The sequence below is a fragment of the Nocardia brasiliensis IFM 10847 genome (assembly GCF_000710915.1).
GTDB lineage: Bacteria > Actinomycetota > Actinomycetes > Mycobacteriales > Mycobacteriaceae > Nocardia > Nocardia brasiliensis_A.
This window is the reverse complement of record NZ_BAUA01000153.1, coordinates 19,962-34,229: the sequence shown is the minus strand read 5'-3', so window position 1 is coordinate 34,229 and position 14,268 is coordinate 19,962. Positions and strand designations below refer to the sequence as shown.

At 68.5% G+C, this 14,268-nt stretch carries 14 protein-coding genes; 7 read left to right on the top strand and 7 right to left on the bottom strand.

Annotation, left to right across the window (positions count from 1 at the left end; translation table 11 throughout):
* The first annotated feature begins 62 nt into the window (after positions 1 to 62).
* A complete protein-coding gene (locus NBRGI_RS29820) occupies positions 63 to 998 on the top strand; it encodes an ACP S-malonyltransferase (protein WP_063726330.1) in 936 nt (311 codons plus the stop codon).
* Positions 999 to 1,071: 73 nt separating this feature from the next.
* On the opposite strand, the gene NBRGI_RS29815 is transcribed toward NBRGI_RS29820, so the two are convergent.
* Genes NBRGI_RS29815 through NBRGI_RS29805 form a run of 3 tightly spaced genes read right to left on the bottom strand, consistent with a single transcriptional unit; the run spans position 1,072 to position 3,858 of the window.
* On the bottom strand, positions 1,072 to 2,187 hold the full coding sequence (locus tag NBRGI_RS29815; RefSeq protein ID WP_029900521.1) for an FAD-dependent oxidoreductase: 1,116 nt from the start codon (positions 2,185 to 2,187) through the stop codon (positions 1,072 to 1,074).
* Between the two features lie 58 nt (positions 2,188 to 2,245).
* The gene (locus tag NBRGI_RS49785; RefSeq protein WP_029900520.1) at positions 2,246 to 2,455 is read right to left on the bottom strand and encodes a hypothetical protein; all 210 of its coding nucleotides are present in this window, start codon (positions 2,453 to 2,455) and stop codon (positions 2,246 to 2,248) included.
* A gap of 41 nt (positions 2,456 to 2,496) precedes the next feature.
* Positions 2,497 to 3,858, bottom strand: coding sequence for an ABC1 kinase family protein (locus NBRGI_RS29805; RefSeq protein ID WP_029900519.1), 1,362 nt, complete (start codon positions 3,856 to 3,858; stop codon positions 2,497 to 2,499).
* A gap of 121 nt (positions 3,859 to 3,979) precedes the next feature.
* Between NBRGI_RS29805 and NBRGI_RS29800 the strand changes: the two genes are divergently transcribed.
* From NBRGI_RS29800 to NBRGI_RS29780, 5 genes are all read left to right on the top strand, one after another.
* Complete coding sequence (locus NBRGI_RS29800; RefSeq protein WP_029900518.1) at positions 3,980 to 4,609, top strand: TetR/AcrR family transcriptional regulator; 630 nt, start codon at positions 3,980 to 3,982, stop codon at positions 4,607 to 4,609.
* Positions 4,610 to 4,873: 264 nt separating this feature from the next.
* On the top strand, positions 4,874 to 6,076 hold the full coding sequence (locus NBRGI_RS29795) for a PucR family transcriptional regulator (protein ID WP_029900517.1): 1,203 nt from the start codon (positions 4,874 to 4,876) through the stop codon (positions 6,074 to 6,076).
* Positions 6,077 to 6,285: 209 nt separating this feature from the next.
* The gene (locus tag NBRGI_RS29790) at positions 6,286 to 6,954 is read left to right on the top strand and encodes a YdcF family protein (protein WP_029900516.1); all 669 of its coding nucleotides are present in this window, start codon (positions 6,286 to 6,288) and stop codon (positions 6,952 to 6,954) included.
* Between the two features lie 104 nt (positions 6,955 to 7,058).
* The gene (locus tag NBRGI_RS29785) at positions 7,059 to 7,829 is read left to right on the top strand and encodes a helix-turn-helix domain-containing protein (protein WP_029900515.1); all 771 of its coding nucleotides are present in this window, start codon (positions 7,059 to 7,061) and stop codon (positions 7,827 to 7,829) included.
* Positions 7,826 to 8,665 carry a fructosamine kinase family protein gene (locus NBRGI_RS29780; protein WP_036561469.1) on the top strand — a complete coding sequence of 280 codons (840 nt, stop codon included), beginning with the start codon at positions 7,826 to 7,828 and terminating at the stop codon, positions 8,663 to 8,665. Before NBRGI_RS29785 ends, NBRGI_RS29780 begins: the two co-directional genes overlap by 4 nt.
* Before the next feature lie 13 nt (positions 8,666 to 8,678).
* On the opposite strand, the gene NBRGI_RS29775 is transcribed toward NBRGI_RS29780, so the two are convergent.
* The 4 genes from NBRGI_RS29775 to NBRGI_RS29760 are packed head-to-tail and all read right to left on the bottom strand — an operon-like array spanning position 8,679 to position 12,409.
* Complete coding sequence (locus tag NBRGI_RS29775; protein ID WP_014986023.1) at positions 8,679 to 9,278, bottom strand: GTP-binding protein; 600 nt, start codon at positions 9,276 to 9,278, stop codon at positions 8,679 to 8,681.
* The gene (locus NBRGI_RS29770; RefSeq protein WP_029900513.1) at positions 9,259 to 9,633 is read right to left on the bottom strand and encodes a DUF742 domain-containing protein; all 375 of its coding nucleotides are present in this window, start codon (positions 9,631 to 9,633) and stop codon (positions 9,259 to 9,261) included. The genes NBRGI_RS29775 and NBRGI_RS29770 overlap by 20 nt, the downstream gene beginning before the upstream one ends.
* Positions 9,630 to 10,055, bottom strand: a complete 426-nt coding sequence (locus NBRGI_RS29765; protein ID WP_036561466.1) for a roadblock/LC7 domain-containing protein — start codon at positions 10,053 to 10,055, stop codon at positions 9,630 to 9,632. Before NBRGI_RS29765 ends, NBRGI_RS29770 begins: the two co-directional genes overlap by 4 nt.
* 2 nt (positions 10,056 to 10,057) lie before the next feature.
* Entirely contained in the window at positions 10,058 to 12,409 is a 2,352-nt protein-coding gene (locus tag NBRGI_RS29760; RefSeq protein WP_029900511.1) for a sensor histidine kinase, read from the bottom strand.
* A 255-nt stretch (positions 12,410 to 12,664) separates the two neighbouring features.
* Between NBRGI_RS29760 and NBRGI_RS29755 the strand changes: the two genes are divergently transcribed.
* Positions 12,665 to 14,218 carry a succinic semialdehyde dehydrogenase gene (locus tag NBRGI_RS29755; protein ID WP_029900510.1) on the top strand — a complete coding sequence of 518 codons (1,554 nt, stop codon included), beginning with the start codon at positions 12,665 to 12,667 and terminating at the stop codon, positions 14,216 to 14,218.
* Positions 14,219 to 14,268: the final 50 nt, after the last annotated feature.

Genomic DNA, 14,268 nt, shown 5'->3' with positions numbered 1-14,268 from the left:
CGGTGAACCGCGCTCAACGTCTGACCGAATACCGCTGCCGCAGCGGGCGTTACGCTCGTCCCGTGCTCGATATACGGCCCGCCGGGCCGCAGCGCTGCGCCCTGATCTTTCCCGGCCAGGGTGCGCAACGTCCGGCGATGGGCGAGCGATGGCGCGACACCGCGCAGTGGCGGATCGTCGACGAGGTCTCCGGCTGGACCGGGCGCGATGTCGCCGAGTTGCTCCTGCGCACCGGCGAATCGGAGTTGCGCAGAACGGATTCGGCGCAACTCGCGATCTTCACCATGTCGTTGCTGGCGCTGGACTATCTGATCGAGCATCGCTCGATCGGTCCGATCCACGCCTGCGCCGGACACAGCCTGGGGGAGTACACCGCACTGGTGGCGGCGGGGGCGCTGACACCCGAGACCGGTACGAAACTCGTGGCCGCGCGGGGTGCGGCGATGCGCACCGCGACGTTGCGGTGTCCCGGCACGATGGCCGCGATCCTCGGCGCGAGCAGCGAAGTGGTCGAGGCGTTCGCCGCCGCGGCGCGGGCCGGTGGCGCGCGGGTCTGGGTGGCCAATCTGAACGGGCCGCGTCAGGTCGTGGTGTCCGGTACTGCTGAGGGTGTCGACGCGGTGGCCCAGGAGGCGAAACTGGCGCGGCTGAAAGTGGTGCGGATACCGGTCGGCGGTGCGTTCCACACCCCGCTCATGCGGCCTGCGGTACCGCTGCTGCGGCGGGCTTTGGCGACGGCGGAATTCGAGCGGACCGGCGTGGCGGTCGTCGCGAACGCCGATGCCGGGCTGTACAGCGCCGCGCGCTGGCGGGTGCTGGCCGAACGCCAGCTGACCGCGCCGGTGCGCTGGACCGCCGTGCTCGCGACGCTCGCGCGCCTCGGTTGTACGCGGTTGGTAGAGGTGGGGCCGAGCCGGATACTGGCGAAAGCCATCGGTCGCGGCGACCACGCGCCGACGGTGCGGTATTTCGGCTACCCGGGGGAGTTCGACCCGTGACGAGGTATCGCGCCGGACGGGTGCTGCCGTTTCCGCCGCGCTGTTGCCGAGCCCGGTGTAGCGGCGTTCGGGGTTACGGATTCCAGCGGGTGATCTCGGAGATCACCATCCGTTGCGGCAGCGCGCGCAGCACGGCATTGCGCATCGCGCTGCCGAACCTGGTGCGACGCTGCATCACCGGGATCAACCAGCGTGAACGGTTCTGCACCGCGTCGACCCTGGCCCGGCGGCGGTGCACGTACCGCCGCAACGCCTCGGGGACCTGGGCGGCGTCCACCTTCGACAGTTCCTCGGCGAGCACCAGCGCCGATTCCATCGCCATCGACGCCCCGACCCCCGCGGTCGGCAGAAACGCCGCGCCCGCGTCGCCGAGCAACACCACGCGCCCGAACCGCCACTGCGGCAACCGGAGATCGTCGAGGTCGAAGCAGCCGACGCGATCGATGGTGCCGAGCGCATCGATCATCCACTCCATCGGTCCGGCCACCCCGCGCAGTCGATCGCGCAGCTGTGTCGCAGTGGCGGGCGCGCCCATGACGGGCAGCGCGGCCGCACAGCCTACCGAGCCGGTAGTGGGGTTGTAGCCGAAATATCTTCCCACACCCCAGAATTCGTGCGACTCATCGGCCGCCACCCCCTGGCCCGGCGTCCACCAGGTCCACAGCCGCAGGCCGCTGCGGCGCATGCGCACAGGGCCCGCGATCAGGGCGCGCACCGCCGAATCGATGCCGTCGGCGCCCACCACCACGTCGAATTCGGCCGTCGTGCCGTCGTCGAAGCGCGCCCGCACGATTCGTTCGTCCTGGTCGAGGTCGGTGACGGTGCGCGCCATCCGCACCCGGGTGCCGCCGCCGTAGGACCCGAGCAATTCGATGAGTTCGGCACGCCGCAGCGCCCGGGGCACACCGTCGCCGAGCCGGCCGCCGAAGTCGAACGCGCGCAGCGCTCCGCCGCCGTCGACGTGGGTGGCGTAGGTGTTGATCGGCACGGTCAGCGCGTCGAAGCGATCGCCGAGACCCAGGTGCCGCACCACCGCGCGACCCATCGGCCACAGCGTGATCACATACCCGACATCCCCGTATCGGGCGACCCGTTCGACGACCGTGGGCTCGATGCCGTTGCGCCGCAACGCCGCGGCCAGGGTCAGGCCCGCGATACCGCCGCCCACCACCAAGATGCGCGGCGTCACGGCCGGGCCTTTCGTGCCTTGTGCACGCTGCGAGTCTATTTCCGGGACCGAGGCCGGATCATCGTCCGACAGTTGATGTCCGCACCGCCCCGGGCCGTTCGTTGAGCGCGGTCGGATCATTCGATCCACGACCGCCGTCGGCGATCTCGGCCTCGGCTCGGTCGCCGTCGCGATCGGTCTCGTCGCCGTCGAGGAACGCTTCGGCGTCCGGCAGACCGAGCGAGAACTGCTCTCCTGCTGGAGGATCGCCCGATATGGTCGAACTCATCGACGCGGCGCCGCGCTCGGCCGCGGGATCGGCCGGGTAGGTCAGCGGAACCGTCGAGTGGCTCGTCCGATCTCGGTGACCGGCGGCTCGTCGTAGAGCCACTCGCGGGCGATCCGGTGCCAATTGTTGGTGGTCTCCAGCTGTCCCAGCGCGGCGAAGGTGAACAGATCGGCGCGCCGGGAGAAGACGTGCTCGGCGGGCAGTCGCTGTTTGCGCATGCCGCGGAACTCGGCTGCTCTGGGGTCGACGGCGAGAATCAAAGCCCCCGTGGCGAGTTCGGGGGTGATGGTGATCTCCTCGTCGACCAGGTGCCAACCGGCGGCGGCCCACACGTAGTCGAGTACCTCCTCGGCGTCGACACCGGAGTCGGGATCGATGATGCCGCGCGCGACCCACATGTCGAACAGATCGTCGGCGCGGCATTCGCCGGCCGCCTGCAAGCAGGCGCGTTCCACCTCGACGTGCTCCGGGTCCATGCGGTGGTAGAGGCCGAAATCCACGAAACCGAGCCTGCCGTCGGCCGCGAGCAGGATATTGCCGGGATGCGGGTCCCCGCAGAATTCGAGATCGGTGAACAGGGATCCGACGTAGAAGCGATAGATCAGCTCGCCGATCCGGTCCCGGTCCGCGGTCGGCAGCCGCCGAATCTCTTGGTAGGGCTGACCTTCGAGGTACTCCGTCACCAAAACCTGTGGACCGCAGAGCTCTTCGACGCTGTCGGGCACCGTGACGAACGGGTGTCCGCGGTAGCGTGCGGCTACCCGGTGCTGGGTCCGCGCCTCGCGCAGGTAGTCGAGTTCGCTGCCGATATTGCGTGCGATCTCGTCGAGCACCTCGGCGTCGGCGGCGCTGGGCAGCATGGACTTCCACAACTTGCTGAACATCGCCAGATTGCGCATGTCCGCCTCGACGGCGGCGTCCACTCCCGGATATTTGACCTTGACCGCGACCTGGCGTCCGTCGTGCAACCGGGCCCGATACACCTGTCCGATCGAGGCCGCGGCGATCGCGGTTTCGTCGAAATCGGCGAAAACCCGTGCCAGCGGCCCGAGATCGTCCTCGATCACCGCGCGCATGGTCGAAAACGCCACGGCGGGAGCCTGATCGCGCAATTCGGCGAGCTTGACCCTGAACATCTCCCGATGCGATTCCGGCAGTAGATCGACGTCGAGCACCGAGAGCATCTGCCCGAGCTTCATCGCCGCGCCTTTCAGGCCGCCGAGCACGGTGACGAGCTGTTGTGCCGCTTGCAGTGTCGATCGTTCGGCGAGGACCTGCCGAGCCGCTTCAGGCTTCCCGACCATGGACAATCGGGTTCCGACGCCCCGCAGGGCCTGGCCCGCGGCCAGGCGGCCGAGCTTGCTGCCGCGCGCGAGACGGCCCTTCGGCACCCGATCGCCCACTGTCGTACCTCCGTTGGCCCAACATGCCGCGTGACGCGGTGGCACCCACTCTCGCATACTTCCGGGCGGGGCTAAACTGAGCGAAGCTCATTTTCTGCACGACAGCAGGCAGGAGTACCCGATGCCGTCGAAAGCCGTGGGGGAGCGCAGGCGTCCTACCCAGGAACGTGCCCGGGCGACGCGCGAGCACATCCTCGACACCGCCGCCCGGTTGTTCGGCGAACGCGGTATCGCCAACACCTCGACCAACCGGATCGCGGCCGAGGCCGGGGTCAGCATCGGGACGGTGTACCGGTACTTCACCGACCGCTCGGTGATGGTCGAGGAACTGCTGCGGCGCCTGCTCGAAAACATCGAGCGCCGCTTCTCCCAGCGGGTGTTCGGGCTCGGCGAGAAGCCCAGCCTGGAGGTGATCACCGAGATCCTGGAGGTGATCACCGACGAACTGGTGGAGAACGCGCTGCTGGTGCGGGCGCTGGTGGCCGGGGTGCAGTTCTACAACAGCGGTATCCCCGAGTTCGAACCGCGGCTGCGCTTGCTGGTGAAGGTGATGGTCATCCAGGTACTCGGCCCCGGTGACGACCACGAGTACGACGTGATGACCTTCGTGCTGATCAACACCGGTTTCGCCGCGGTACTGCGGGCCTCGGCGCTCGAGGTGGACACCGCCGAGCGGGCCGAGGCGGTCCGGATGACGGCCAGGATGATGGCCGCCTGGATGGATGCCGAGATCAAGCGGGTCCAGGCCTGAAAAAGTGAGCACCTCGCTATCTCCGGTACTGCGCGATACACCATGCCGCGGGCCTCGGTCTGGCATTTTGCCTGGTGAGCGGCGACAGGCGGGGTTGTCGCCGGCCGCCTAAAGAGGAGTAGAAGGTGAGCGGGCGCTCGGTTTACCGTTGCTGCCAAGAACAAAGACCCCGGTAACAACGAAGTTCTCGGCGTGGCAGAAGTCCTCGGTTACTTGCCGCCAACGCCGCAGTGACTGCGGAGTAGGGAGACTAGGAGGCCACTGGTGACCATCGACAGTCTCGATCGCCCCGAATGTGGTGTGCTACGCCGCCAGATCTCGTCGTCCGCCCGCGATCTCGACGTGTTGACGCGGACCGTCATCACTCATCTGGCGACCGGCCCGATAGCGGAGACCGTGCAGCGCGGCGAGGTCAAGGCCGTGGTACGAATCTGCCTGGAGTGGTTGATCCAGCGGTTGAACGGGCATCCGGTGCCCACCGTCACCGATCGGCTGGAATCCGCCGCGGGGGAGTGCGCCGGCGCGGGCATCCCCATCGACACGGTGCTGCACGCGGTGAACGAGGGGTGCAAGCTCGGACTGGACCTGATCGCCCGGCCGGGCCCCGCGGACGCGCTCGGCGTGGTCACCGGCATCGCCCGGGTGGTCGAGCTGTCCGAACTGGTCACCGTCGAGGTGAGCAAGGCTTACGTCCGCGAGCACAAGGCGGACGCGGCCGAACATCAGACCGAGACCCACAACCTGACCTCGGCGCTGCTCGGCGGGCACCTGGCGGGCAGCGAGTTGTCCTTCGCCGCAGAGTATTTCGTGCTCGCCATCGCGCTGCCCGCGCACCCCGACGAAGAACGGCCCGAGCTGGATCGGCAGGTGGTCGCCCGGCGCAAGCTGCGCCGCCTGCAATCCGCGCTCGCGACCGAACTCGGCGGCCAGGCGCTCTCGCTGCTCTCGGTCGACGGGGGCACGATACTCGTGCCCGGCACCGCGCGTGCCGACGCCGAACTCGACGATCTGGTGCAGGCGCTGGCCGCGGCGGCGTGCGTCCCGGTCACCGCCACCGTCGTGCTCGCCCGTCCCGAGGGGGTGCCCGCAGCGGCCCGGCAAGCGCACGAATTGCTCGATACCGCACAGCGATTGGGTCGCGGGCCCGGCGTGCACCGTTTCGCCGAACTGGCGTTGCAGCATCAGTTGAGTCGTCCGGGGATCGGCCGCGACGTGCTCGGCCATCATCTCGCGCCGCTGGACGAACATCCGGATCTGCGGGAGACCTTGCAGCTCTACATCGACAGCGATCTGAGCAGGCAGCGCACCGCCGAACAGCTCGGGGTGCATCCGAATACCGTCGACTATCGGCTGCGGCGCATCGGGGAACTCACCGGCTTCGACCCGGCCCGGGCCGGTGGATTGTGGTATCTGCGTTCGGCATTGGTGGCTCGATTGGGATTTGTCCCATCGGACGGGCCGCAATAGTGATCGGTCTCGAGTAACGGCCCTGCGAATATATATCGAGGTCACAGCCAGGGGCGTGGCATCACAGCGTGGTGCGGCCGACGGCGGTGAATTATCCAGGAACGGAACGGAATCAGTGCTTTTCGCCGATAGTCGGGCGAATCTTGTTGCGTATTCTTCCCTTTGTGCCGAGGCCATTGTCGTCTCGCACATGATGTCGCGGAGATATTATGCGCAACAAGAATTCCGCTCTGCTCCGGCGAATTCTATATCCGGCCACGGGACTGCTGGCGGGGCTCACGGTCGCGGTCGCGCAGTGTCCCGCGCACGCGGAACCGATCCGGCCCGCGGACGCGGTGCGGGCGCTGCCCGCACCGCTCGCCGAACTGGTCGGCGTGGTGCTCTCGGCATTGGAAAAGCGTGCACCGCTGGTCATTTCGCCTCCGCCGCCGCGCTACGCGCCAGGCACCGCGATCGTGGTCCTCGGCTACGGTCTGTTACCCGACGGCACCATGCGACCGACCCTGGTCGACCGCCTGCGTGCGGGCTGGCTCGAGGCAGTGCTCGCCCCCGCCGCACCGGTCATCGTGACCGGCGGCAACCCGCACAACGGCATCACCGAGGCGGACGCGATGGCGCAGTGGCTCATCGCAAACGGCATCGCCCCCGACCGCATCCATCGCGAGCCCATGGCCCGCTCGACCGTCGAAAACGCGGCCCACACCGCCCGCCTCATGCGCGAGATCGGCGCGACCACCGCCGTAATCGTCACCTCCGCCGACCACATAGACCGAGCCGCCACAGATTTCGCCGCCGCCGGGGTGACAGTCACCGCGGCCGTCGCCGCCGAGCAAGTGCCGGAACCGGCGGTGCGTCTGTTGCGAGCCAGGGGTGCGTGAGCGCGCCACGTCAGTTGCGTTCGATCAGAAGGGGCGCGCGGCGCGGCGGGTTCATTACCTGGGAGGTAATGGTCTGCGGGTGGGGGTGTTCGTAGGATCGGGGGGTGACTGGGCGGACGGCGGGGGATTTGTTGCGGCATTGGCGGTTGGAGCGACGGCTGAGTCAGTTGGAGCTGGCGGGGCGGGCGCAGACCTCGGCTCGGCATCTCAGCTTCATCGAGACGGGGCGGGCGACACCGAGCCGGACGATGCTGGTGCATTTGAGCGAGCACCTGGACATACCGTTGCGTGAGCGCAATCGGCTGCTGCTCGCGGCGGGGTACGCGCCGGCCTATGCGGAACCGGCGCTGGACACGCCCGCGATGGACGCGATCCGCGGTGCGATGGAGCAGATCCTGATCGGTCACGAGCCGTATCCGGCGCTGGCGATCGACCAGAACTGGACCATGATCGACGCGAATTCCGTTGTGGCGCTGATGCTCACCGGCATCGACCCGGCCCTGCTGCAACCGCCGGTGAACGCGCTGCGTCTGAGCCTGCACCCGGACGGATTGGCGGGTCGCATCGTCAACCTGGCGCAATGGCGGGGTCATCTGTTCGCGCGGCTGGCCCGGCAGGTCGAGGTCACCGGTTCGCCGCAGCTGGCCGCACTGTTCGAGGAGTTGCGCGCCTATCCGGGCGGCGAGATCGATCCGATGCTGCCCGAACCCGACCAGTCGGTGGTCCCGTTGCGGTTGCGGCACGAGGGCGCGGAACTGTCCTTCCTGAGCGTCACCACCGTGTTCGGCACGCCGATGAACGTCACCGTCGCCGAACTCGCCATCGAATCCTTCTTCCCGGCCGACGAGCAGACGCGCAAGCAGCTCACCGCATGAACCTCGTCCAGCACCTCGGCGGCCTGTTGGACACCCGGGTCCGCGCCGTGACCGATCTCGGGGCCAGTCACGCGTGGACGCTGCATCGCGCCGACTTGGCCGACGATCGTAGCGTTTTCGTGAAGGCGTCCGCCGAACCGACCACGGTGTTCGCCGCCGAGGCGAACGGTCTGCGCTGGCTCACCACCGATGGCCTGGTCCCCGACGTGCTGGCCGTCGACGAGCACCTCATCGCCCTGCCCTGGTTGGACGACGTCGGCGCGACGGCCGCCACAGCGGAGCGCCTTGGTCGCGAACTGGCTGTGCTGCACGCGAATTCACCGCGGACCTTCGGCGCGCCCTGGCCCGGGTGGATCGCCGAACTACCCCTGGACAACACCGCCTCCCCTGGTCCGTGGGGGAGCTGGTACGCCGAATATCGCCTCGCCCCCTACCTGCCCCGAGCCGCAGCGCATCTCGGCCCCGACGGAATTCGCTTGCTGGAGCGGGTGATCGACCGCATCGACCTGCTGGCGGGCCCGCCGGAGCCGCCCGCGCGCATCCATGGTGATCTCTGGTCGGGCAACCTGATCTGGACCGCCGAGCGGGCCCTGCTCATCGATCCGGCCGCCCACGGCGGGCATCGGGAAACCGATCTGGCCATGCTCGCCCTGTTCGGCGCCCCGCACCTGGACCGAATCCGCGCCGCCTACCACGAGTTCCACCCGCTGGCCGCGGGCTGGCGCGCGCGTATCCCGCTGCATCAGTTGCACCACTTGCTGATCCACGTGGTGCTGTTCGGCGGCAGCTACCGTGCGCAGGCCCTCGCCGCCACCACGGCGGCGCTGGCCGGCTGAATCGCGCGGGGGCTCAGCTGGTGACGATCGGCTGCTGCACCCGCGCGATCAGATGTTCCACCAACGTCATCAGCACCGTCTTGCACGATCCCCGATCGCGGGCGTCGCAGAGCTGCACGGGGGTGTGCGGATCGAGGTCCAGCGCGTCGCGCACCTCGTCGACCGTGTACACCGGCGCGCCGTCGAAACAGTTCACGCCGACCATGAACGGCAGCCGCCGCCGCTCGAAGAAGTCGACGGCGGCAAACGAATTGCCCAAGCGCCGGGTATCGGCGAGCACGACGGCGCCGAGCGCGCCGCGGGCCAGCTCGTCCCACAGGAACCAGAAGCGGTCCTGTCCGGGCGTGCCGAACAGATACAGCACCAGGTCCCGGTCGATGGTGAGCCTGCCGAAGTCCAGCGCGACCGTGGTGGTGGTCTTCGACTCCACCCCGGACAGATCGTCGACGCCGGTGCTGACCTCGGTGATGAGTTCCTCGGTGCGCAGCGGGGCGACCTCGCTGATGGCCGAGACCATGGTCGTCTTGCCGACGCCGAACCCGCCGGCGACGAGGATCTTGACCGAGGCGGCCAGGTGCGGCGTGCCGCTCGGGTCAAATTTTTCGGATTCCATCCAGTACCGCTCGCAATATGTTGAGGTCTTCGGGCCCGGCTTCCGTCGGAACCGGAGCACGGAATATGAGTTGCCCGTCGCCGATCAGGTCGCCGACGAGGATCTTCGTCACCGCGAGCGGCAAACGCAACTGTGCCGAGACTTCGGCCACCGATTGCGAAACCCGGCACACCCGAAGGATATCGGCGTATTCGGGTTCGGTTCGGCGCAGCGGGCCCGCGGCTTCGTCGGTGACGACCGACGTGAGCATGTCCAGCTCGGGACCTGCTCCGGTGGTGCGCCCACGCGTGAGCGCGTAGGGCCGGACCAGCGGGCCGGCCGCCTCGTCGAACCAGGGCTCACGCGGTTGGGTCATGGCAGATGCGGTTCTGCCTGCCCGACGAGATCGTGTCTCGGCGTAGTGGACAGATAGGTGCCGACCCGTTGTACGGTCAGGTTCATCTCGTAGGCGACCATGCCGAGGTTCGCGGACTCGATCGCTTGCAGTGCGAGACAGGCGTTGTCGCCCGCCGAGGTGACGAACAGCACCGCCCGGTCCAGTTCGATGACGGCCTGACGCACGCCGCCGCCGTCGAAGCGGTTACCCGCGCTGCGGGCCAAACCGTAGAGCGCGGAGGACATCGCGCCGAAATGTTCGGCGTCCTCGCGGGTCATCGCGCTGGAGCGGCCGAGCAGCAGTCCATCGGTGGACAGCACCACCGCGTGCCGTACTCCGGCCAGCCGGTCGACGAGATCGTCGAGTAGCCAATTGAGATCACCTGTGGGAGTAGCGGACACGCCTACCCTTCCTGTTCGTCCGGGATGATAGCGGAGCGGCGGCCCTGCCTTGTCCCGTTCTCGATGGCGGACATGAGATCACGAGCCTGCTCCGCGGACCGCGCCTGCGGGGCGGGCGAGGCGGGCGGTTCGGGGGTTGGTTCTGCCAGCGGCGCAGCGAGATTGGCCTGCCTGCTGCGGCGGGGCAGGGCGGGCCTGGTGTCACCGTTGGGCTGCGGTGCGGCGTACTGCGGCGCCTGCGGGGCCGGTGATGCGGGCGCCAGGGTGGCGACGGCCCCGGTGGCGGGCTGCGGCGCGGCCGCCGATTCGGCGACGGGCGCAGCGGGCAGGCGTCGGCGTCGCCCGGGGTCGGTCAGCTCCGAAGGCGTCTGCGGCGGTACCGAGTCGGTGACGATGAGTGCGGACGGGATGAGCACGATGGCCTTGATGCCGCCGTAGTCGGACTCCGACAGCCGCACCGTGACACCGTGGCGCACCGCGAGCTGGGCGACGACGAACAGGCCGAGCCGGGAATCCGCCGACAGCGCCGCGACACCGAAATCGGGTGGGGTGCGCAGCATGTCGTTGAGCCGGGCGAGTTCGCCCTCGGACATGCCCATGCCCTGATCGCTGATCTCGGTGACCACGCCCTTGCCGACCACGTTGCCGCTCACCTCGACCCGCGATTGCGGCGGGGAGAACGCGGTGGCGTTGTCCACCAGTTCGGCGAGCAGGTGGATGAGGTCGGCGACCACGGTGCCGACCACGTGCACCTCGGGCAGCCGGGCCACCCGAACCCGGGCGTAGTCCAGCGTTTCACCGACCGAGCTGCGCACCAGGTCCATCAGGGGCACCGGGTTGCGCCACTGCCGGCCGGGCTGGCCGCCGCCGAGGATGGTCAGGTTCTCCGCGTTGCGGCGTTCCCGGGTGGCCAGATGGTCGAGCCGGAACAGTGTGTCGAGCAGGATCGGATCCTCTTGCCGCTGTTCGGCTTCGTCGAGGATCTCCAGTTGCCGGTGCACCACGATCTGGCTGCGGTGCGCGATATTGAGGAAGACCGACTTCACGCCCTCGCGGGTGCGGGCCTCGGCGACCGCGGCGCCGATGGCGGCGGCGTGCGCGTGCTGGAAAGCCTTGGCCACCTGGCCGATTTCGTCGTGACCGAAGTCGAGCACCGGCGTTTCGACCGCGGGGTCGATGGTTTCGCCCTCGTTGAGCCTGCGCATCGTCTCGGGCAGTCGCTCGTCCGCCATCGCGATGGTCTGCCTGCGCAAACGCTTGAGCCTGCGAATGATTCGGTTGGCCAGCACCAGCGCGATGAGGAAGGCGACGATGCTGACCACGAGCACACCGCCGCCCGCGTACAGCGAGTTGGCCGCGGAGTTGTTCGCCTTGTCCTCGGCGAGTTCCTGGGAGTGCCGGTTCTGCGCGATCCACACATCGATCAGGCCGCGGTTCACCTCGGACGCGGCGTTCTGCCACTCCACGTTCGACAACGGCAGGGCGGGCTGCTTGGCACTGCTGGAGCTGCTCGAACTGCTGGAACTGCTGGAACTGCTCGAATTGTTCGCCGCCGCCTGCGTGGTCAGATGTCGCTGTGCGACAGCCGATTCCATCAGCGACAGCTGCTGCCAGGCATTGCTGCCGGTGAGCGCCTGCAGCCGGTCGTGCTGCGCCTTGTCGGCGCTGAGTTCGGTGGTCAGGTTGCCGATCTCGGCGTGGTAGAAGCCGACCTGGCGCAGGAATTCCTCGACCGGGATGGGTGTGGCGCCGTTGCCGGCGGCGAGCATGACGCCGAGCGCGTTGCTGCGCGACATCGCTTCGGCCGCATTGAGAAACCGCATGCCGTCGGCGATCGCGACGCCGATCTCGGTGTCCGGTGCGGTCTGTTCGGCGATGCCGGTGCCGACCGAGATCACGTCGAGCAGCCGGTTGTAGAACATGTAGGCGTCCGAGGGCGGCAGCTGGCCCGCATCGGTCGCCATCCGCACCTGCGTCATCTGGCTGAGCAGCGTGTTGAAGCCCGCGACGTCGTCGCCGATCTTCGAATCGTCCACTTCGCGAAGGCCGTTCGACACCTCGATGAGTCCGCGCATCGCACCGTCGAGGCGGATCCGGGCCGCGGCGAGGGCGGGCGCAACGGTGTCGTCACCGGCGAGCTGGGCCAGGGTCAGGCGGCGTTCTTGCTGCACCGCCTCCATGAGCTCTCTGGTCTGCGGGATGGCGTTCTGATTCTGTACCGCCCACTCTTTCGCCTTGGTCCCCTCGGCTACCAGGTACCCCGCTGCGCCCACGCCGACCACAAGCAGAGTCAGGCTCGGAATGAGCGCGATTGCCAGGATCCGCGTACGGACCCCGAGCCTCGCTCTGAACATCGGCACAACCTAAACCACAAAAGGGACTGGGCGGGACCAGTGTCCCGCTGAATGAGACTCGAGTTGACTTTGCCGTGAACGGCAGCCGACGGCGGCGTGACCGGCCGGCGCGGCGTTCGGGGGCCGATTCGCGGCTGCGTCTGTCCCGCTTCGGCGGCAATGACCGTTGTCGCGGTACTGCGCGGTCCGCGCACGGCGTAGATTGTGTGTACCTCGCGGTAACACGAGATCGCATCGACTACGTAGGAGGCCACGATGCCCGCGCCGGAAGCCGCCGTCTTCGACCGTCTGAGCGGGCTCGCCGCGATCGACAATCCGGACGAGCGTGCGCGTAAGACGATCGCCGAGACGTTCAGCGGTAAGCCGCTCGGCAGCGTGCCGGTCGGCACAGCCGACGACGTGACAGCCGCGTTCGAGAAGGCCAGGACCGCGCAGACGCGCTGGGCGGCGCGTTCGGCCGCCGATCGCGCCGCGGTGCTGGAACGTTATCGCGCGCTGGTGGTGGAGCACCGCGAATTCCTGATGGACGTGGTGCAGGCCGAGACCGGCAAGGCGCGCTGGGCGGCGCAGGAAGAGATCATGGGCCTGATGTTCGCGGCCCGCTACTTCGCCAAGGCCGCACCCGGCCTGCTCGGCGCGCACAGCGTGCCCGGCGCGTTCCCGGTGCTGAACCGCACGTCGGTGCGCCATCAGCCCAAGGGCGTCGTCGGTGTGGTCGCGCCGTGGAACTACCCGATGCTGCTGTCCATCGGCGATTCGATCCCCGCGCTCATCGCGGGCAATGCCGTGGTGGTCAAGCCGGACAGCCAGACTCCGTTCTCTTCGCTGGCCAACGCCGAACTGCTCTACCGGGCCGGCCTGCCGCGGGACCTGCTCGCGGTGATTCCGGGACCGGGCACCGTGGTCGGCACCGCGATCGTGGACAGTTGCGACTACCTGATGTTCACCGGTTCCTCCGCGACCGGTCGCACCCTGGCCGAACAGTGCGGACGCAGGCTCATCGGCTTCTCCGCCGAACTCGGCGGCAAGAACCCGATGATCGTGGCGCAGGGGGCGAACCTGGACAAGGTCGCCAAGGCGGCGGTGCGGGCCTGTTTCTCCAACGCGGGCCAGCTGTGTATCTCGATCGAACGGCTCTACGTCGAACGCTCGATCGCCGACGAGTTCACCGAGAAGTTCGTCGCCGCCGTGCAGGCGGCGAAACTCGGTGCGGCCTACGATTATTCGGCCGATATCGGCTCGCTCATCTCCGAGGCCCAGCTGGAGACGGTGACCAAGCACGTCGCCGACGCCACGTCCAAGGGTGCGAAGGTGCTCGCCGGTGGCAAGGCCCGGCCGGACCTGGGCCCGCTCTTCTACGAGCCGACCGTCCTGGCCGAGGTCACCGACGAGATGGAATGCGGCCGCAACGAGACGTTCGGCCCGCTGGTCTCGATCTATCCGGTCGACAGCGTCGCCGAGGCGGTCCGGCTCGCCAACGACACCGAATACGGCCTGAACGCCAGTGTCTGGGCCGCGAACAAGTCCGCGGGGGAGCGGATCGCCGAGCAGTTGCACGCAGGCACCGTGTGCGTGGACGAGGGCTACGCTCCCGCCTGGGGCAGCACCGCCGCGCCGATGGGCGGCATGGGCATCTCCGGCGTCGGACGCAGGCACGGCCCCGACGGACTGCTCAAGTTCACCGAGCCGCAGACCGTCGTCGTCACCCGGTTCCTGAATCTCGATGCGCCCCCGCTGGTCTCGCAGGACAGGTGGCAGCGGTTCCTGATGTCGGTCGCGCGCAGCCTGCGGTTCCTGCCCGGACGCTGATCAGCGCCCGCCAGGTGGTCGTGCGCCACCTGGCGGACACTGCCGCGGGC